Below are 19,142 nucleotides of genomic sequence, written 5' to 3'. Positions count from 1 at the left end.
ACGACGCATCGTTCAAACGGCTGCCGATCTGGCAGCCGTTTTTTATTTGGGTCTCAACAAGTGGGTTGGGAGTCGAACCGGCATGGGCAGCCTTTGCAATTGCTTTGCAATCATTCACCCCGCCTGATGCGTTTATTGCAATGCCGGCGCGCATTTCCGTATACACCTGGGAAAGGGCGTCGCGCGAATGCCGTGATTCAGTCATCGGCGGCGCGGCTCGAACATGTAACAACGTCGTACGCGCGTAGACCGGAACGAGACGTCGTGCGTTGTGGAAGGAATACGACGGCTCGCGAAAGCGTCATGACCTGTGGGCTTTTCGTGACAAAGTGTGGGTGCGCACACAGCCGCTGTTTTATGTCGCTGCGACGGTGCAGGTACGGCTCGTGCAATAGCAACGCGATGCGTCATGCAGACAGCAGTGAAAAAGCGCAGGTGCCCGAAACTTTGTTTCAAGGTGAGGAGTGTGGCAATGCGACTACGGCGCGATTTTCGCAACGTAGTCCGTGAAAAAAAATTTAAAAGGGTTTAGGATGAAATCGAGCGATGTCGTTTCCGAATAGCGCGCCGCGCACGACATCGATCCGAACTTCGGCGAGGAGGTAGCATGGATATCTACAGCAGTTTCGCGACCCGCTTCGAGAAAACGCGAGAGGATGAACTCTCGCTCGAGGAGTATCTCGCGCTCTGCAAAGAAAATCCCGCCGCGTACGCCACTGCTGGCGAACGCATGTTGACGGCAATCGGAGAACCTGAACAGATCGACACTCGTAACGATCCGCGCCTGTCGCGTATCTTTGCGAACAAGGTCATCAAGGTATACCCCGCATTCCGTGAGTTCTACGGAATGGAAGAGGTGATCGAGCAGGTGGTCGCCTACTTCCGGCACTCGGCCCAGGGGCTCGAAGAAAAGAAGCAGATTCTGTATCTGTTAGGCCCGGTCGGCGGCGGCAAGTCGTCGATCGCGGAACGTCTGAAGCAACTGATGGAACGCGTGCCGTTCTATGCGATCAAGGGCTCGCCCGTCAACGAATCGCCGCTGGGGCTATTCGATTACGAGGAAGACGGCCCGATTCTCGAAGAACAATACGGAATTCCGCGCCGCTACCTGAAAAGTATCCTGAGTCCGTGGGCGGTCAAACGCCTGCATGAATACAACGGCGACATCCGCAAGTTCAAGGTGGTGCGCCGCTACCCGTCCATTCTTCGGCAGATCGGCATCGCCAAGACCGAACCGGGCGACGAGAACAATCAGGACATCTCGTCACTGGTCGGCAAGGTCGACATCCGCAAGCTCGAACAGTACGCGCAGGACGACGCGGATGCGTACAGCTACTCGGGCGGCCTGTGCCTTGCGAATCAGGGTCTGCTCGAATTCGTCGAAATGTTCAAGGCGCCGATCAAGGTGTTGCACCCGCTGCTCACCGCGACCCAGGAAGGCAACTTCAAGGGCACGGAAGGCTTCGGCGCGATTCCGTTCGACGGCGTGATCCTCGCGCACTCGAACGAATCGGAGTGGAAGGCGTTCCGCAACAACCGCAACAACGAAGCGCTGCTCGACCGGATCTTCGTCGTGAAGGTGCCGTACTGCCTGCGCTACGGCGAAGAGATCAAGATCTACGAGAAACTGCTGCGCAACTCGTCGCTCGCCAATGCGGTGTGCGCGCCCGGCACGCTGAAGATGATGGCGCAGATGTCGGTGCTCACGCGCCTGCAGGAGCCGGAGAATTCGAGCCTGTTCTCGAAGATGCAGGTGTACGACGGCGAAAATCTGAAGGACACCGATCCAAAAGCGAAGTCGTATCAGGAATACCGCGATTTCGCGGGCGTCGACGAAGGGATGACCGGCGTGTCGACCCGCTTCGCGTTCAAGATCCTGTCGCGCGTATTCAACTTCGACTCGACCGAGGTCGCGGCCAATCCGGTGCATCTGATGTATGTGCTCGAACAGCAGATCGAGCGCGAGCAGTTCCCGCCGGAAACCGAGCAGAAGTATCTGTCCTTCATCAAGGACGTGCTGGCCTCGCGCTATGCGGAGTTCATCGGCAAGGAGATCCAGACCGCATATCTGGAGTCGTACTCCGAGTACGGTCAGAACATCTTCGACCGCTACGTCACGTATGCGGACTTCTGGATTCAGGATCAGGAGTTCCGCGACCACGACACCGGCGAGAGTTTCGACCGTGCGGCGTTGAACGCCGAGCTCGAGAAGATCGAGAAGCCCGCGGGCATCAGTAATCCGAAGGACTTCCGCAACGAGATCGTCAACTTCGTGCTGCGGGCGCGGGCTGCGAATGCGGGTAAGAATCCCGCATGGATCAGCTACGAGAAGCTGCGCGTCGTGATCGAAAAGAAGATGTTCTCGAACACGGAAGAGTTGCTGCCGGTGATCTCGTTCAACGCGAAGGGCTCGGCCGAAGAGCAGCGCAAGCACGAAGACTTCGTCAACCGGATGGTGGCGAAGGGCTACACGCCGAAGCAGGTACGCTTGCTGTGCGACTGGTATCTGCGCGTGCGCAAGTCGTCATGACGTGCGCGTGATGTCTGTCGTGTGCAGCCCGTACGGTCTGACCGTACGGGTATGCGCCGACGCGCAAGCCGCATGGACATAGCGTGGCTGCCCAGGCGGCGCGCGTCTCGCGTACCTGAAACGAGCGCAGCTAATGGGATCGCGGCTGGTGCCCACGCACCGGCCGCGACCGACACCGGAGACCGGGCGTGCTTCATCAAATCATCGACCGTCGGTTGGCGGGGAAGAACAAAAGTATTGCGAACCGCGAGCGCTTCTTGCGCCGCGTCAAAAACTATATTCGTCGCGCCGTCTCGGAAGCGGTGCGCGATCGCAGCATCAAGGACATCCAGAACACCCAGAGCATCACGATTCCGCGCAAGGACATCGCGGAGCCGTCGTTCCGTCACGGACCCGGCGGCAAGCGCGAAATGGTGCATCCGGGCAATTCGGACTACATCCGCGGCGACAAGATCCAGCGTCCGCAGGGCGGCGGCGGTGGGGGCGGCGGCGGTCAGGCCAGCAACGAAGGCGAAGGTCAGGACGACTTCGTATTCGAGCTGAGCCGCGAAGAATTCATGCAGTACTTCTTCGACGACCTCGAACTGCCGCGCCTCGTCAAAACCCATCTGATGGCGGTGCCGACGTGGAAGAGCATCCGCGCGGGCTGGGCCGCCGAAGGAACGCCGAACAACATCGACGTGGTGCGCTCGCTGCGCAGCGCGCTCGGCCGGCGCATCGCGCTGGGCGCGCCGCTCGTCAACCAGTTGCGCGAGATGGAACGGCAGCTCGAAGAGCTGAAGGCCGATCCGGCCGATCGGCGCGACGAGATCAAGCTGCTCGAAGACGATATCCATCATCTGAAAGGGCGCATCTGGCGGATACCGTTTATCGATCCGTTCGACTTGCGCTACGTCAATCGCGTGAAGCAGCCCACGCCGTCGAGCCAGGCGGTGATGTTCTGTCTGATGGACGTATCGGGTTCGATGGACGAGCAGCGCAAGGATCTCGCCAAGCGCTTCTTCATCCTGCTGTACCTGTTCCTGAAGCGCAATTACGAGCGCATCGAAGTCGTGTTCATTCGCCATCACACGCGCGCCGAGGAAGTCGACGAAGACACGTTCTTCCATTCGACCGAAAGCGGCGGCACCGTGGTGTCGAGCGCGCTCGAACTGATGCGCAAGGTGATGGACGAGCGCTATTCGCCGACTGAATGGAATATTTACGGAGCACAGGCCTCGGACGGCGACAACTGGACCGACGACTCGCCGAAGTGCCGCAAGATTCTGGCGGATGACATCCTGGAGAAGGTGCGGTATTTTGCGTATATTCAGGTGACGCCCGAAGAGCAGAACCTGTGGCTCGAATATGCACAACTGGCGTTGAGCCAGCCGCATATGGCGATGAAAAAGGTCGAAACCGCCGCGGATATTTATCCGGTGTTTCGCGAGCTGTTCGAGAAGCAGGCGGCGACTTCGTGACGGAACCATTGTTGCGAAGGAGTCTGTCGATTCACGCGCGCGGCGCAGCGTACGGCCAGCTGCAGTAGCTGGCGTACGCAGTAGCGCCGCGACGCAACATAGGCGTGCCGCAGCAGCGCTCGGGGCATGCCGAGGCAAGGGCGACCAGCACGGTAGCGCCCGCGCCGGAGCAGTCCACCGCGCTGCAGCACGGGACACACCGGAACGCCCATTGAAGGGTAAAGGGAAGTCCGTATGAACGTAGCAGATAGAAGACCTCTGCCGTGCCCGTCCGACTGGACCTTCGAACTGATCGAAGAGTACGACTCGCATATTGCCCGTGTTGCGGAGCAATACGAACTCGACACGTATCCGATCCAGCTCGAATTGATCAGCGCCGAACAGATGATGGATGCGTACGCGTCCGTCGGCATGCCGGTGAACTACCGGCACTGGTCGTTCGGCAAACACTTTCTCTCCACCGAAAAAAGTTACCGTCGCGGCCAGATGGGGCTCGCGTACGAAATCGTCATCAATTCGAACCCTTGCATCGCGTATCTGATGGAAGAGAACACGATGACGATGCAGGCGCTCGTGGTCGCGCACGCGGCCTACGGACACAACTCGTTTTTCAAGGGCAACTATCTGTTCCGGCTGTGGACGGATGCGCATGCGATCATCGATTACCTCGTCTATGCGAAGAATTACATCGCCGAATGCGAGGAACGCTACGGGCTCGACCGCGTCGAGGAACTGCTCGATTCGTGCCACGCGCTGATGAACTACGGCGTCGACCGTTACAAGCGGCCGCAGAAGCTGTCGCTCGAACGCGAATTCGCCGCGCGCCGCGAGCGCGAAGCGTATCTGCAATCGCAGGTCAATGAACTGTGGCGCACGCTGCCCACCCGTCATACGCCGCTGCCCGAGGAAGTCGAAGGGCGTTATCCGCCGGAGCCGCAGGAAAACCTGCTGTATTTCGCCGAAAAAAACGCGCCGCTGCTCGAACCGTGGGAGCGCGAGGTGATCCGCATCGTGCGCAAGATCGGTCAGTACTTTTACCCGCAGCGCCAGACTCAGGTGATGAACGAGGGCTGGGCGACGTTCTGGCACTACACGTTGCTCAACACGCTGTACAACCAGGGCAAGCTCGAAGACGGCTTCATGATGGAGTTTCTCCATTCGCACAGCAATGTCGTCTATCAGCCGCCGGTCACCAAGCCGTACTACAGCGGGATCAATCCGTACGCGCTCGGCTTTTCGATGATGAGCGACATTCGGCGCATCTGCGAGGCGCCGACCGAAGAGGACCGCAAGTGGTTTCCGGAACTGGCCGGCAGTCCGTGGCTGCCCGCGATGCACTACGCGATGCGCAACTTCAAGGACGAGAGCTTCATCGCGCAGTATCTGTCGCCGCATCTGATCCGCGAAATGCGCCTGTTCTCGGTACTCGACGACGACATGCGCGACGCGCTCGAAGTGTCGGCGATTCACGACGACAGCGGTTATCAGTACGTGCGCCAGGCGTTGTCGCGCCAGTACGACATGCATCACCGCGAGCCCAATATCCAGGTATGGGCGGTCAACACGCGCGGCGACCGCAGTCTGACGTTGCGGCACTTCATGAGCGATAACCGCCATCTGTCGTCCGATAGCGACGAGGTGCTCAAGCACATGGCGCGGCTGTGGCAGTTCGACGTGTACCTTGAAAGCGTCGACGAGAACGGCACCGTCAGGAAGCGTTACGAATGCCGTTATGTGCCGCCGGCGGTGAGAGTGTGAGCGGCGGCTGAGGTCCGCGCCGGTCCGTGGGTTTCATTTGCTCCATGGGCCCGATTCGTTCCGTAAGCCCCTGCCGGTCGGCGACCGGCAGGGGCTTTGTTGTTATCGCGGCGCGAAGGGGTGTCAGATTTCGCCCGCTCGCGCGGACCCAGGGCTTTCATCAAGCTGGTCTGGCAAAAGCCCATCTATTCTTTCATCTGTGTAAAAATCGCGCTCGCGCAACCTCCGTCACCCGGGCGCGCGCGATCAAGGCGGCGCCACGACCGTCCTCCTCGTTTAGATAAGGAAAGACACCAGCATGAACGTCCAAACCGACCAATCCGTCGTCGCCTCCGCGCACGACACTCGCCGGCGCATCTTTGCGATCGTCGGCGCTTCATCGGGCAATCTCGTCGAGTGGTTCGACTTCTACGTATATTCGTTCACCGCGCTGTATTTCGCGCCGTCGTTTTTTCCGAGTGGCAATACCACGACGCAATTGCTGAACACCGCCGGCGTGTTCGCCGCCGGCTTCCTGATGCGGCCGATCGGCGGCTGGTTCTTCGGGCGGCTCGCCGACAAACGCGGCCGGCGCACCGCGATGATGGTGTCGGTGTTCATGATGTGCGGCGGTTCGCTGGTGATCGCGATGCTGCCCACTTACGCGCAAATCGGCGCGCTCGCCCCGGCCTTGCTGCTGTTCGCGCGGCTGGTGCAGGGTCTGTCGGTCGGCGGCGAATACGGCACCAGCGCGACCTATATGAGCGAGGTCGCGCTCAAGGGCCGGCGCGGTTTCTTCGCGTCGTTCCAGTACGTGACGCTGATCGGCGGCCAGCTGTGCGCGCTGCTCGTGCTGGTGATCCTGCAACAGACGCTCAGCACCGAAGAGCTGAAGGCATGGGGCTGGCGCGTGCCGTTCGTGATCGGCGCGGTGGCCGCGTTGATCGCGCTGTATCTGCGCAAATCGCTCGATGAAACCTCCACCGCGGCGACCCGCCAGAGCAAGGAAGCGGGCACGCTGCGCGGACTGTGGGAGCACAAGAGCGCGTTCATGACGGTGCTCGGCTTCACGGCCGGCGGCTCGCTGATCTTCTACACGTTCACCACTTATATGCAGAAGTACCTGGTCAACACGGCCGGCATGCACGCGAAGACCGCGAGTTCGGTGATGACCGCCGCGCTGTTCGTCTACATGCTGATGCAGCCGGCGTTCGGCGCGTTGTCGGACCGCATCGGCCGGCGTCGCTCGATGTTGTGTTTCGGCCTGTTCGCGACGCTCGGCACGGTGCCCTTGCTGCACGCGCTGAAAGACGTGACGAGCCCGTTCGCGGCGTTCGGCCTCGTGGTGGTCGCGCTCGCGATCGTCAGCTTCTATACGTCGATCAGCGGCCTGATCAAGGCGGAAATGTTCCCGCCGCACGTGCGCGCGCTTGGCGTGGGCCTGTCGTATGCGGTCGCTAACGCGATCTTCGGCGGCTCGGCGGAGTACGTTGCGCTGTGGCTCAAGCAGGCCGACGTCGAGACGATGTTCTTCTGGTACGTGACCGTGATGTGCGCGATCGCGGGCATCGTGTCGCTGCGGATGCCCGATCCGTCGACCGAAGGGTATCTGCGTCACGAGCCTTGAACGGGTAGCGACGCGGATCGTCGTGCTGCGGACTTTGCTTCTCAGCTGACGACGATCCGCGTGCCCCACGCATGCAGCAGGTCGCGCAAGCGCTCGGCCTGTTCCATCTTCGCGCCGCCGCGCAAATGAATCTGCACCGCGCGGCCGGCGATCCCATCGACTGGTTGGGCAAGCCACAGCTCGATCGCGAGCCCGAGTCCTTCCGGCTCGTTAGCGGCGACGGGTTCGATCACGCGCGGCCTGAAACACGCACTGTCTGACATGGCGGCTTACCTCTGGGGCGATGACGGTTCAGCTCATCGTAACCAGTGGCGAGCCCGCGCCCAAGTAAGTATTGCGCGTTTGCTAAGCACGCCACGCGTCACAAGCAATCCGCGGCCTCTTCGCCGGCGGCCGGCCGCGCACGCAGCGCGGCGCGCGCGAGCAGCGCGAGATGGTAGTAGAGCCGCGCGCTCAATCCATAGTTGTACGCATACAGATGCGCGAGCGCGATACGCAGGCCCGCGCGCGGCTGGCCGTTGCGCGCATGAATCGACACGACGAGCGGCGCGAGCCGCCGCAGCGCAAGCCGTCGCGCGGGCGCGAGCGGCGCGGGCAAGTCGAGCGATTCGACGAAGCGGTACGCGCTCAGCGGCGCGGCCGCGACCGTGCCGCGCGTGCTGTGCGAGATCGAGGTCGCCGTCTTGCGATACACCGATACGTAGTCGTGCAGATAAAACACCTCGCGCGCGGCCAGGCACAGCAGGGTACCGAACACGAAATCGCAGCACATGCCGTGCTGGTCCGGATAGCCGATCCGCTTGACGAGCCGCGCATCGGCCATCCAGCCGTTGTTCGGAAACATCTGAACGAGGCCGGTGCGGCCCGCGAGCGGTTGTAGACCCTCGGCGTCGCGGGTGCGCCGGAACGCCATATTCAGCCGCGCGCTCGCGGCGTAATCGATCACGCCCGCATGATTCGCTTCGTACTGCTCGCCGAATGCCGCGTCGAGGTGCGGATGGCGCTGCCATAGCGCCAGCAGTTTTTCGACCGCGTCGGCCGTCAGCAGATCGTCGTCGTGGATCAGCAGGATCTTGTCGCCGCGCGCGCGTTCGAACAGGCTCGCGACATTGCGCGCCTGGCCGAGCGACGGCCGATGATGCGCGTAGCGCACGCGCGGGTCGTTGCCGTAGCGTTCGGCGATCAACTGCCGGGTGACGGTGTCGCGCGAATCGTCGCCGATCAGGATTTCCAGTTGGCCGCCGTTTTGCGCGAAGCTCTGCGCGAGGCACGAATCGATGCATTCGACCAGCAGGTCGGGGCGCCCGCAGGTGGGCACGCAGATGGACACGCGCGGCACCGGCGGCGCGGCGGGAGGGGAACCACCCGGCGAAAAACCGGGCGAAAAAGCGGGAGACAAAGCGGGAGACTTCGAGCTGGACTTGAACATTGGCGTCGCCTGTGAGCAATCATGAGCGGCAGCCGCACACCGTGCTGCATACGGCACGGTAGTCCAATACAGCGAAAAAAATTCGGTCAAAACCGGGAAGAAATGTTTGCTTACAGAATGGCGGCGCATTCACGCGGCGATGCGGCTCGACTGCGACGTGCAGTCAGGCCGCATGCGCGATCGGGAGGACCGGTTAGCCGACCGGCGGTTCGCCTTCGCCGGACTGCTTGCCCGGGCGGTCGGCCGGCGATTGCTTGCGCTCGTCGTCGGCGCGCTCGGGCATCTTGCTCTTCGGGTTGTCGCTGTGCACCGCATGCGGCGGGTGCGCTAGGTCCTCCGTCGACTTGCCGCCCGGGTTTTTTGACGGGTTTTTGTCCGGCTCTTTTGCGTCGTTGCTGGCCTTCTCGTTCGATTCGCTCATCGCTGTTCTCCTGGAACGGAATACACAGCGCAGAGCAGCAAGGTACGGACCCGAGCGATCGGGGCAGTATCGGAGAATGGCGATGCTGCCCCGAATTACGCTGGGGCCGATCTCACCCCCCGCCGTCACGCGCGGCGCCCCCCGTCAACGACACGACGAAATCCAGAAATGCCCGCACCTTGGCCGGCGGATGATGGCGCGACGGATACAGCGCATAGAGCGGATAGACCTCGTCGCCCCAGTCCGAAAAGAGTTCGATCAGCTTGCCGCTCGCCAGCAGCGACTCCGCGCCGAGCGCGAGAATCTGCGCGATCCCCTGACCGGCGATGCACGCGCTATGCAGCGTGCCGACGTCGTTGACGGTCAGGCGGCCCTGCGGGGTCATCTCGAACTTCTTGCGGCCGCGATGAAATTCCCAACTGAACGGATAACCGGTCAGCGGATCGCGAAACTTGATGCACACGTGCGCGCCGCTTTCGAGTTCGGCCGGCTGCGCCGGTTGCCCGTGCTTCTTCAGATACGACGGCGCGGCTACCGTCAGGATGCGGGTGTCGAGCAGCTTGCGCGCGACCAGCGTGGACAGCGGCGGCTCGCCGAAGCGGATCGCGACGTCGAAGCCGTCGGCGACCATATCGCCGAGCTGGTCGCGCGTGATCAGTTCGAGCTGCAAATCAGGGTGTTTATCGATGAAACCGCCGAGCCGCGGGCCCAGTACGAGGCGCGAAAAGAACGGGTCCATGTTCACGCGCAGCCGGCCGCGCACCGCGCTCGCGCCTTCGGCCGCCGACGCCGCGGCTTCCTCGAGGCCGCCGAGCAGCGGCACGATCTGTTCGTAAAAGCGCCGGCCTTCGTCGGTCAGCGTGACCGAGCGGGTGGTGCGGTCGAACAGGCGAATGCCAAGGCGTGCTTCGAGACGAGCCACCGAGCGGCTCACGCCCGATTGCGACATGTCGAGCGCTGCGCCGGCGGCCGCGAAACTGCCGCAGTCGACGATCGCCGTCAGCACGCCCATGCCGTTCAGCATGCGCTCGTCAAAAGGCATCTGGGGTCCCTCAAAGCCGTTGATGCCCGACATGCTAACGCGAAAGTCTGTGCGAATTGACACGCTGACGCGCGAAAGTGACACCCGTTGCACGCGATGGATGAATGGATGGCATGAAGATGCCACGAGTGATGCTTTAGCGGCAAGGGTGGCCGATGCGCTCGACCGCGCGGCGTGGTGCGTCGGTGTCTCGTATCATGCAGGCCGCATTAAAGGCATTGCCGGTGCGCTGCCGGTGCAACGCGCGTCATCCGCAACGCATTGCGTTGAACGCCGAAAAGGTCACGACGTGATGCAGTACGGCGGACTCCGTTGCAGTCGGGATGGGTTGTCGCGCGCAAGGACACGTAAGGCACTTGCGCATCCCCAACCGCCACGCATTACGCATTACGCATTAGGCATCACGCATCACGCATCACCCACCGTCACCGCCCCGCGCTTTGCGCCGCCTGCCCACGAATCGGCCGCGTGCCGGACGGGTCGTCGAGATGCCGGAAGATCCACGCGGACAAGAGCGTAATCACGCCGACGCACACAAACGCGAGACGAAAGCCCAGTTCGGCCGAGCCCGATTGCGCGTTGAACAGATTCACGAGGCCGCCGCCGATCGATACGCCGAGTCCGATCGCCAGCATCTGCACCATCGAGAACAGGCTGTTGCCGCTGCCCGCGTCTTCGTGCGACAGGTCCTTCAGCGTCACGCTGTTCATCGCCGCGAACTGCATCGAGTTGGCCGCGCCGAAGATCGCCAGCACCACGATTTCGAAAATCAGCGGCGTGCCGCGCGAAATCAGCGAGAACGCGACGATCGACGAGCCGACGATGATCGTGTTGACCAGCAGGAACGTGTCGTAACCGTAGCGGCGCACGAGCGGCGCGATCCAGCGTTTGGCGAGCGTGCCGGCGAGTGCGGCGGGCAGCATCATCAGGCCGGAATGCAGCGGCGAATAGCCGAGCTGCAATTGCAGCAGCAGCGGCACGAGGAACGGCACCGCGCTCGAGCCGACCCGGCACACGAGGTTGCCGATCAGTCCGACGCTGAAATTCGGCTCGCCGAACAGCGACAGTTTGAACAGCGGATCGCGGCGGCTTTGCGCATACGGAATGTAGGCGAGCGCGCTCGCGACGGCCAGCGCGAACAGCGCCGCCGACCATGCCGCGCGATGCGTCGGGACCGGCGCGTCGATCGCCAGCGAAAACGCGATCATGCACAACGACAGCAAAGCGCAGCCGATGAAATCGAACCGCGGCGGCTCGACCGCGTCGTGCGACGGCAGGAAACGCTGCACCGCGAACAGACCGACCGCGCCGATCGGCACGTTGATCAGGAAGATCCAGTGCCAGCTGATCGCCTGCACGAACCAGCCGCCGAGCGTCGGTCCGGCGATCGGCCCGAGCTGGCCCGCGATCGACACGAACGCGAGCGCCGCCACGTACTGTTCGCCGGACACGCTGCGCAGCACCGCGAGCCGGCCGATCGGCAGCAGCATCGAGCCGCCCAGGCCCTGCAGCACGCGCGCGAGCACCAGTTGGCCGAGCGTATGCGCGCCCGCGCAGCAGATCGAACCGAGCACGAAAATCAGGATTGCGACGAAATAGACGCGGCGGGTGCCGAAGCGGTCGGCGAGCCAGCCGGAGGCGGGGGTGAGCATCGCCATCGTCAGCGTGTAGGCGACCACCACCGGTTGCATCGCGAGCGGCGCGACGTGCAGGCTGTTCGCTATCGAAGGCAGTGCGGTGTTGACGATCGTCGTGTCGAGCGACTGCATGAAGAAGCCGGCGGCGACGATCCACAGTAACGCGGTGAGGGAGGAATCCTTGGTCATTTTTTCAACGGCGGGCGCGGGGGCGCGGCCAATAGAGCGGGATGAGCCGGATGAGCCAAAAGAGGCGCAGCGCCCGCCGCGCGGAGGAAGCGGGAATTGCGTCATCTTATTGTCATCTACGTCAATCGGGAACCCCACTAGGGTCGCTGACTGTTATCGACTTTGCCGATAAGCAGCGCGACAATGCGGGATGCTCAATCCGATCTGGCTTAAAACCTTCGCGACCGTCGCGGCCTGCCATAGCTTCACCGAGGCGGGGCGGCGGCTCTCGCTCACGCAGTCGAGCGTCAGCGAACATATCCGGCGGCTCGAAGAAAGCGTCGGCCGGCGCCTGTTCGTGCGCGACACCCATTCGCTCGCGATGACCCCCGACGGCGAAGCGATGCTCGCGCACGCAAGCGTGATCCTGCAGGCGCTCGCGCGCGCGGAGTCGCAGTTCAAGGCGCCGCGTCTGAAGGGCCGCGTGCGTCTGGGCTCGTCCGACGACATCGCGCTCGGCCCGCTGCCCACCGTGCTCGCGGCGTTTCGCAACGCGCATCCGGATGTCGAACTGGAAATCACGATCGGCATGACCGGGCGGCTCTACGAACTGCTCGACGCGGGCGCGATCGATCTGCTGGTCGGCAAGCGCCGGCTCGGCGATAAGCGCGGCGTGCCGCTCTTTACCGGGCGGCTCGAATGGCTCGCGCGCACCGGCACGCTGGTCGATCTGAGTCAGCCGTTGCCGCTGATCCTCGTGGCCGAGCCGAGCGTGACGCGCGCGGTGGTGCTCGATGCGCTCGCGGAGGCCGGCGCGAGCTGGCAGATCGTCTGCACCAGCAGCAGTCACTCGGGTTGTATCGCGGCCGCGCGCGGGGGCCTGGGCATTACCGTGCGGCCGCAGTACCTGGCCGCGCGCGGGCTGGCGCCGCCGTTGAATGCGGCTGGGCTGCCGGCTTTGCCGTCGGTGGAATTTATCGCGCTCGCGGCGAAGCGCCTGAGCCGCCCGGCCGATACGCTGCTGCAATTGCTGCACGACAGCGATCTGCGCGGCTCGTGGGTCGGGGAGTGACGGCGGCGCCGTTCACGCCGGCATCTTGCGAAACGCAATCGCGAGCCGGTTCCATGCATTGATCGCCGCGATCAGCAGCGTCAGGTCGACCAGCTCCTCGTCGCTGAAATGCGGGCGCACCGCTTGCCACACCGCGTCGGGCACATGCTCGTGCGACACCAGCGTGACCGCTTCGGTCCATTCCAGCGCCGCGCGCTCGCGGTCGGTGAAAAACGGCGTTTCGCGCCACGCGACGACGGTCGCGAGCCGCCGTTCGGTTTCGCCGCCTTTGCGCGCGTCGGTCGTATGCATGTCGACGCAGAACGCGCAGCCGTTGATCTGCGAGGCGCGCAGCCGCACCAGCTCGGCCAGCGATTTTTCGAGCGCCGATTTGCCGATGCGCTCCTCGACGCCGAGCAGTGCCTTGACGGCGGCGGGGTTGGCTTTGTAGAAGTCGAGACGTTGTTCCATGACGGGCTCCGCAAGGTTGGGAAGAAAGGGTTCAAGCGCTGAACGGGTATTGCGATCGGTGATCCAGACGTAAGCTTAGTCACGCAAATGGACTTAAGAAATGGCCGCTTTCCGGCAATTTCAGGTAGCCACTTTGAGCGCGCCGACGAGCGGCACCGAGCATCCTTACCGTCGGCAATGGCATCGTTGCCGCGTGCAAGCCGATTCGGTATGGTGGGCTCATCCACTCCATCCACGCCATCCGCGCGCTGATGGGCCCCTCAGGAGATTGCACCGATGACCACCGCCGCCGACCCGCAAGCGAGCCCGATCCGCACCGACGTCCTGATCGTCGGCGCCGGTCCAGTGGGTCTTTTCGCGGCGTTCGAGGCCGCCGTGATCGGGCTCTCGTGTCAGATCGTCGACGCGCTCGGACGGATCGGCGGCCAGTGCATCGAGCTGTATCCGGACAAGCCGATCTACGACATTCCGGCGATTGCCTCGTGTACCGCGCGCGAACTGGTCGAGCGGCTGCTGGCGCAGTGCAAGCCGTTCGACGTGCCGATCCATCTCGAACAGCGCGTCGCTACGGTCGAGCAGCGCGACGATGGACGCTGGACCGTGCGCACCGGCCAGGGACTGGTATTCGATGTCGCGGCGATTCTGCTGGCGGCCGGCAACGGCGCGTTCATGCCGCAAAAGCTCGCGTTGCCCGAGGCGGTGCCGCTCGAAGGGCGTCACGTGCATTACAGCGTGCCGCGGCTCGCCGCTTTCGCCGACAAGGTCGTGGTGGTCGCCGGCGGCGGCGATTCCGCGCTCGACTGGGCGCTCGCGTTGCGCGAGGTCGCGCGCCGGGTGACGCTCGTGCATCGGCGGCCCGGTTTCAGCGCGGCGGATTCGAGCGTGGAACTGATGCGGCGCGCGGTCGACGCGGGCGAGATGGACTTCGTGGTCGGTGCGATCTCCGGACTGAATCTCGCCGACGGCGCGTTACGTTCGCTGACGCTGCGCACGCTCGACGGCGAAACCGAACTCGAAGCCGAGCATCTGATCGCGCTGTACGGACTGGTCGCCGATCTCGGCCCGATCGCGCAGTGGGGACTGACGAGTCACGGCGGGCGCATCGACGTCGATACGTCGAACTACGAAAGTTCGCGCCCGGGCATTTTCGCGGTCGGCGACCTTGCGAACTATCCGAACAAGCAGAAGCTGATTCTGTCGGGCTTTCACGAAGCGTCGCTGGCGTTGCGCAAGGCGTACACGTATGCGTTTCCCGAGAAGAAACGCGTGCACGTGCATTCGAGTTACGACGCGAAGCTCGCGCAGAAGATTGCCGCGACGGGTTGACGTTAGTTGCCGGCGGCGGCGTTTGCAGGCCCGGTAATCGGGACGGCGGGAGCGGGCGAGCCAGGCTTCGGCGCTGGCGGCGGCGCGCATCGCGCGACGCCGCTGCTACCTGTTTCGTCATCCCGGTGCCGGCATTATTTCCCGCTCGGCTCGCTCGCGGCCGCGGCGGTACTCTCGGCCTTCTGCTTATCCTTTTTCTTTGCCTCATGATGGCCGATTGCGCAACCGGCGGCCGCGCCCGCGACCCCGTGATGACCGGCCACGTGGCCGGTCACGCCGCCGACCGCCGCGCCCTTGGTGCAGCCTTCGGCCTGCGCGCTGCCGTGCACAAAGCCGAGCGCGGCGGCGAGCGCGAGCGGTGCGGCCAGGCGCCGGGTGAACGTGGTAAAGGACTTGTTCATCTGAATCTCCCTGGGATAGTCATGGTGGAACGGGACGCACGCTGCTGCGCGGCGCGGGTCCGGTCCTCACCGGACTAGCAAATGCGGGGCCCGGCGTTATAAGCTCCGCGCTTTGTGTTGACCCACAGTTCGGTGAACTGCCCAATTGCGCACGGCCCGCCGGCCGGGACCGGAGTTTGCTTCACATAAAAACTTATACGTGCATGCCATGACCCAGTCCGAAGTGAGTTCCTCCAGCGCAACCGACGACTTCGACCGCCCCGTGCAGCCGGCCCCGGCTGCCGGCGCGCGCCCGCCCGTTAGCGTCGACTATTCGTCGCTGGTGCAGGCGATCTCCGATTACGCGATCTTTCTGCTCGACGACAAAGGGCACATCGTCAGCTGGAACGCCGGCGCGCAGAAGCTCATCGGCTACAAGGAAAGCGAGATCGTCGGGCAGCATTTTTCACGCTTCTACACTGAGGAGGCGGTCGCGCGCGGCTGGCCGGCCTACGAGCTGGAGCAGGCGGCGTTGACCGGCCGCTTCGAGGACGAAGGCTGGCGGGTGCGCAATGACGGCACGACGTTCTGGTCGAACGTGGTGATCACCGCGATTCGCAACTCCAGCGGCCAGGTCACCGGCTTCGCGAAGATCACCCGCGATCTAACCGCGCAGCGCGAGTATCTCGAAGCGTTGCGGCAGAGCGAGGAACGCTTCCGGCTGCTGGTCGACAGCGTGAAGGACTACGCGATCTTCATGCTCGATCCGCAGGGCTTCGTGATCAGCTGGAACGCGGGCGCGGCCCGCATCAAGGGCTATAAGCACGACGAAATCGTCGGCCGTCATTTCTCGCGCTTCTATGTGCCGGAAGAGGCCGCGGCCGGCAAGCCGGCGCGCGAACTCGCGATCGCGCGGCAGATCGGCACCGTCGAGGACGAAGGCTGGCGCGTGCGCAAGGACGGCACGACCTTCTGGGCCAACGTGATCATCACCGCGGTCTACGACGAGTCGCGCCGGCTGCGCGGCTTCGCGAAGATCACCCGCGATCTGACCGAGCGGCGCCGGCGCGAAGAACTCGAACGCTCGGGCGAGCGCATGCGCGAATTTCTCGCGACGCTCGCGCACGAACTGCGCAATCCGCTCGCGCCGGTGCGCAACGCGCTCGGCGTGATGCAGGTGGAGTCCGGACTGACTCCGGTGCTCGCGCGGGCGCGCGATCTGATCGATCGTCAGATCACGCACCTGACCCGGCTCGTCGACGATCTGCTCGACATCGGCCGGATCATGTCCGACAAGGTCGAATTGCGGATCTGCGCAGTCGACCTCGCCGAGGTGATCGCGCGCGCGATCGAGGCGGCCCGGCCGTTTACCGATGCGCGCGAACAGCAGGTGGTCGCGCACGTGCCCGACGAGCCGGTGCAGGTGCGCGGTGACCTGACCCGGCTCGTGCAGGTGTTGCAGAACCTGCTGCACAACGCGTCGAAGTTTTCGCCGCCGGGCAGCACGATCGACGTGCAGGGCCGGGTCGATTTCCGCATGGCGGTGCTCGAGGTGCGCGATCAGGGGCGCGGCATTCCGGTGCGCTCGCTCGACAAGATCTTCGAGCTATTCGCGCAGGAAAAGGAAGGCGACGGGCTCGGCGAGGGCGGGCTCGGGATTGGCCTCACGCTGTGCAAGTCGCTGGTCGAAATGCATGGCGGCAGCATCGTCGCGAGCAGCGAGGGTGCAGGGCTCGGCAGCACCTTCACGCTCAGTCTGCCGCTCGCGTCCGCGCCGACCGAAGCGGGCGAGGGCGGCGCGGGTGGCGCGGCGGCCGAGATCCAGCCGCTGCGGGTGCTGGTCGTCGACGACAATCGCGATTCCGCCGACAGCCTCGCGATGCTGCTCGAACTGAAGGGCCATGAGGTGCGGCTCGCATACGACGGCGAGCAGGCAGTGCAGATCGCGCCGCGTTTCGCGCCGCATCTCGCGCTGATCGATCTGGCGATGCCGAAGCTCGACGGCTACGCGACGCTCGCCGCGCTGCGCGCGATGCCCGAGCTGGCCCGCACGATGTACGCGGCGATGACCGGCTTCGGTCATGCGAGCGATCTCGATCGCACCCGCGCGGCGGGTTTTCACGCACATCTGGTCAAGCCGGTCGAGATGGCGGTGCTCGATGCGTTGCTGGCGCAGGCCGATGCGCGGTTGAGCGGTTGAGTTGTTGAGCGGGTTGACGTGAGGCGCGCTTCACGCTTCGCGGGTTGGAAATCTGGCCGTCCGCGATACGTGTGTGCGCGCAACTTCCTGCTTCGGCTTCGGCTTCGGCGTCAGCTTCGGCTTCATGCAGTGCGGCAAGCGCTTCACTATTTCACTCTTTCTCAGTGTTCCTGATCTTTTCCTGTTGGCTAGCCCGTCGCACGCGATGCACGAGGCCGGCACCATGCCGCTAGCCTTCATCGCGCGGCACGCTGCTTGCTGTGACTGAGCATACGTTCCGGCGCGCCGCACCGCGGCGCGCCGTCCTTCGACCCGGTGCACGGAGGCACGATGCTCGACACGCGCGACCCCGCGCCCAACTTCCTGGCGCAGCCACGGCAACGCTCGCACGAACCCCAGCCGGGGCGCGTGCCGCGCGAGTCACACAAACCACACGAGCCACGCACAAGCGGCCGTGCCGCGACTCCTTCCAACTCCGCCAAACCGCTCGATGAGTTTCTACGCGATGCGCGTTTCGACCCGAACGATCCGCACGCGCTCGGCGCGATGCTCGCGTCGCTGATCGGGTGCGGCTACGATCGCGCGCCGTCGATGCCGTTGCCGGGCCACGGCCAGACGCTCGCGCGCTGGCGCTCGCTCGCGGCGGTAGCGGCCTGCGACCTGGGGCTCGTCAAACTGTTCGAAGGCCATACGGATGCGCTGGCAATACTCGCCGAACTGGATGGTCCGCCGGCACCCGAGGCAAGCCGCTGGGCTGTGTGGGCCGCCGAGGCGCCGCAGGCAAGAGTGAGGGCAACGGCCTGCGAAGCCGCTGCCGATCAAACAGGAATCCCAACAATCGGCGGCGAGCGCGCGAACGCCGCGCGCGTCACCCGCGTTCACACCCAACTACGCCTGACCGGCACCAAAGCCTGGTGCTCCGGCGCGCAAAGCGTCACGCATGCACTCGTGACCGCGTGGCTCGACGACGAGCCGATACTGGCGGCCGTCGACATGGCACAGCCGTCGATCACGATCGATACATCGAACTGGCAAGCGGTCGGCATGCAGGCCACCGCCAGCGCCGACGTGCACTTCGACGCCAGCGTCGCAACGCTGCTCGGCGCACCGCACGCGTATGTGCGCCGCCCCGGCTTCTGGCACGGCGGCGCCGGCATCGCCGCGTGCTGGTATGGCGCGGCCGCGCAGATCGGCCGCAGTCTGCGCGATGCGTGCGCGCAACGCGCCGATCCGCTGCGTCTCGCGCAACTCGGCGCGACCGATATCGCGTTGCAGGCCGCCGCCGCAGTGCTGCGCGAAACGGCCGCATGGATCGATGCGCATCCGCGCGACGACGCTCAAACCGCCGCGCTGCGCGCGCGGTTAGCGGTCGAACAGGCGGCCGACACGGTCATGCACCACGCGACGCGCGCACTCGGCGCCGGCCCTCTGTGCCGCGACGCGCGTTTCGCGCGGGCGCTCGCGGACCTGCCGGTGTTTCTGCGTCAGAGCCACGCGCAGCGCGATCTGGCCGCGCTCGGGGAGCAACTGGTGGCGGCCGCGGGCAGCCCTCGGGACGCACGAGCGGCGCAGGCCGCGCAGCCGCCGGGTCAGGTGTCCTCATCAACGGACTCGCAATGGACGATATGACGTCTTCTCCCACGAGCATTCGCCAAAGGGTTAC

At 64.3% G+C, this 19,142-nt stretch carries 15 protein-coding genes and 1 pseudogene; 9 read left to right on the top strand and 7 right to left on the bottom strand.

From position 1 onward, the window contains the following. Positions 1–607 precede the first annotated feature (607 nt). From LJ656_RS03215 to LJ656_RS03200, 4 genes and pseudogenes are all read left to right on the top strand, one after another. Positions 608–2,530, top strand: a complete 1,923-nt coding sequence (locus LJ656_RS03215) for a PrkA family serine protein kinase (protein ID WP_075300791.1) — start codon at positions 608–610, stop codon at positions 2,528–2,530. A 188-nt stretch (positions 2,531–2,718) separates the two neighbouring features. After that, positions 2,719–3,990: a YeaH/YhbH family protein gene (locus LJ656_RS03210; RefSeq protein WP_230507815.1), complete on the top strand. Its 1,272-nt coding sequence runs from the start codon at positions 2,719–2,721 to the stop codon at positions 3,988–3,990. Between the two features lie 68 nt (positions 3,991–4,058). Continuing rightward, positions 4,059–5,748: pseudogene (locus LJ656_RS03205) on the top strand (SpoVR family protein). 298 nt (positions 5,749–6,046) lie between these two features. Next, positions 6,047–7,354, top strand: coding sequence for an MFS family transporter (locus LJ656_RS03200; protein ID WP_230507813.1), 1,308 nt, complete (start codon positions 6,047–6,049; stop codon positions 7,352–7,354). Between the two features lie 41 nt (positions 7,355–7,395). Here LJ656_RS03200 and LJ656_RS03195 read toward each other — a convergent pair whose 3' ends face one another. From LJ656_RS03195 to mdtD, 5 genes are all read right to left on the bottom strand, one after another. After that, the gene (locus tag LJ656_RS03195; RefSeq protein WP_230507812.1) at positions 7,396–7,617 is read right to left on the bottom strand and encodes a hypothetical protein; all 222 of its coding nucleotides are present in this window, start codon (positions 7,615–7,617) and stop codon (positions 7,396–7,398) included. 98 nt (positions 7,618–7,715) lie between these two features. Beyond that, positions 7,716–8,783 (bottom strand): glycosyltransferase family 2 protein, encoded by a 1,068-nt coding sequence (locus tag LJ656_RS03190; protein ID WP_230507811.1) that lies wholly within the window; start codon positions 8,781–8,783, stop codon positions 7,716–7,718. Positions 8,784–8,976: 193 nt separating this feature from the next. After that, entirely contained in the window at positions 8,977–9,204 is a 228-nt protein-coding gene (locus LJ656_RS03185) for a hypothetical protein (protein WP_230507810.1), read from the bottom strand. Positions 9,205–9,316: 112 nt separating this feature from the next. Further along, entirely contained in the window at positions 9,317–10,246 is a 930-nt protein-coding gene (locus LJ656_RS03180; RefSeq protein WP_230507809.1) for a LysR family transcriptional regulator, read from the bottom strand. 425 nt (positions 10,247–10,671) lie between these two features. Next, on the bottom strand, positions 10,672–12,072 hold the full coding sequence (mdtD, locus tag LJ656_RS03175) for a multidrug transporter subunit MdtD (protein WP_230507808.1): 1,401 nt from the start codon (positions 12,070–12,072) through the stop codon (positions 10,672–10,674). A 190-nt stretch (positions 12,073–12,262) separates the two neighbouring features. Here mdtD and LJ656_RS03170 point away from each other — a divergent pair, with 190 nt between their 5' ends. Then, positions 12,263–13,123: a LysR family transcriptional regulator gene (locus LJ656_RS03170; protein ID WP_230507807.1), complete on the top strand. Its 861-nt coding sequence runs from the start codon at positions 12,263–12,265 to the stop codon at positions 13,121–13,123. 12 nt (positions 13,124–13,135) lie between these two features. Here LJ656_RS03170 and LJ656_RS03165 read toward each other — a convergent pair whose 3' ends face one another. After that, positions 13,136–13,573 (bottom strand): carboxymuconolactone decarboxylase family protein, encoded by a 438-nt coding sequence (locus LJ656_RS03165; RefSeq protein ID WP_075300767.1) that lies wholly within the window; start codon positions 13,571–13,573, stop codon positions 13,136–13,138. Positions 13,574–13,849: 276 nt separating this feature from the next. On the opposite strand from LJ656_RS03165, the gene LJ656_RS03160 reads away from it, so the two are divergent. Beyond that, positions 13,850–14,899, top strand: coding sequence for an NAD(P)/FAD-dependent oxidoreductase (locus tag LJ656_RS03160; RefSeq protein ID WP_230507806.1), 1,050 nt, complete (start codon positions 13,850–13,852; stop codon positions 14,897–14,899). 134 nt (positions 14,900–15,033) lie between these two features. Here the strand turns inward: LJ656_RS03160 and LJ656_RS03155 are convergent, their stop codons facing one another. Then, positions 15,034–15,300: a hypothetical protein gene (locus LJ656_RS03155; protein ID WP_230507805.1), complete on the bottom strand. Its 267-nt coding sequence runs from the start codon at positions 15,298–15,300 to the stop codon at positions 15,034–15,036. Between the two features lie 208 nt (positions 15,301–15,508). On the opposite strand from LJ656_RS03155, the gene LJ656_RS03150 reads away from it, so the two are divergent. From LJ656_RS03150 to LJ656_RS03140, 3 genes are all read left to right on the top strand, one after another. Beyond that, the gene (locus tag LJ656_RS03150) at positions 15,509–17,479 is read left to right on the top strand and encodes a PAS domain-containing hybrid sensor histidine kinase/response regulator (protein ID WP_230507804.1); all 1,971 of its coding nucleotides are present in this window, start codon (positions 15,509–15,511) and stop codon (positions 17,477–17,479) included. Between the two features lie 73 nt (positions 17,480–17,552). Next, the gene (locus LJ656_RS03145; RefSeq protein WP_230507803.1) at positions 17,553–17,747 is read left to right on the top strand and encodes a hypothetical protein; all 195 of its coding nucleotides are present in this window, start codon (positions 17,553–17,555) and stop codon (positions 17,745–17,747) included. A 62-nt stretch (positions 17,748–17,809) separates the two neighbouring features. Continuing rightward, positions 17,810–19,108 (top strand): acyl-CoA dehydrogenase family protein, encoded by a 1,299-nt coding sequence (locus LJ656_RS03140; protein WP_230507802.1) that lies wholly within the window; start codon positions 17,810–17,812, stop codon positions 19,106–19,108. Positions 19,109–19,142: the final 34 nt, after the last annotated feature.

Origin of the sequence: Paraburkholderia sejongensis (assembly GCF_020880815.1) — a bacterium.
Taxonomy (GTDB): domain Bacteria; phylum Pseudomonadota; class Gammaproteobacteria; order Burkholderiales; family Burkholderiaceae; genus Paraburkholderia; species Paraburkholderia sejongensis.
Note: the sequence above shows the minus strand (reverse complement) of the source record. Positions and strands in the feature narration are given on the sequence as shown.

Excerpts from the sequence above, each read along its gene's own strand:
- LJ656_RS03165 (WP_075300767.1), bottom strand. The coding sequence starts at position 13,573 with ATGGAACAACGTCTCGACTTCTACAAAGCCAACCCCGCCGCCGTCAAG.
- LJ656_RS03140 (WP_230507802.1), top strand. The coding sequence starts at position 17,810 with ATGCTCGACACGCGCGACCCCGCGCCCAACTTCCTGGCGCAGCCACGG.
- LJ656_RS03150 (WP_230507804.1), top strand. The coding sequence starts at position 15,509 with ATGACCCAGTCCGAAGTGAGTTCCTCCAGCGCAACCGACGACTTCGAC.
- LJ656_RS03180 (WP_230507809.1), bottom strand. The coding sequence starts at position 10,246 with ATGCCTTTTGACGAGCGCATGCTGAACGGCATGGGCGTGCTGACGGCG.
- mdtD (WP_230507808.1), bottom strand. The coding sequence starts at position 12,072 with ATGACCAAGGATTCCTCCCTCACCGCGTTACTGTGGATCGTCGCCGCC.
- LJ656_RS03215 (WP_075300791.1), top strand. The coding sequence starts at position 608 with ATGGATATCTACAGCAGTTTCGCGACCCGCTTCGAGAAAACGCGAGAG.
- LJ656_RS03195 (WP_230507812.1), bottom strand. The coding sequence starts at position 7,617 with ATGTCAGACAGTGCGTGTTTCAGGCCGCGCGTGATCGAACCCGTCGCC.
- LJ656_RS03170 (WP_230507807.1), top strand. The coding sequence starts at position 12,263 with ATGCTCAATCCGATCTGGCTTAAAACCTTCGCGACCGTCGCGGCCTGC.
- LJ656_RS03160 (WP_230507806.1), top strand. The coding sequence starts at position 13,850 with ATGACCACCGCCGCCGACCCGCAAGCGAGCCCGATCCGCACCGACGTC.
- LJ656_RS03155 (WP_230507805.1), bottom strand. The coding sequence starts at position 15,300 with ATGAACAAGTCCTTTACCACGTTCACCCGGCGCCTGGCCGCACCGCTC.
- LJ656_RS03200 (WP_230507813.1), top strand. The coding sequence starts at position 6,047 with ATGAACGTCCAAACCGACCAATCCGTCGTCGCCTCCGCGCACGACACT.
- LJ656_RS03185 (WP_230507810.1), bottom strand. The coding sequence starts at position 9,204 with ATGAGCGAATCGAACGAGAAGGCCAGCAACGACGCAAAAGAGCCGGAC.
- LJ656_RS03190 (WP_230507811.1), bottom strand. The coding sequence starts at position 8,783 with ATGTTCAAGTCCAGCTCGAAGTCTCCCGCTTTGTCTCCCGCTTTTTCG.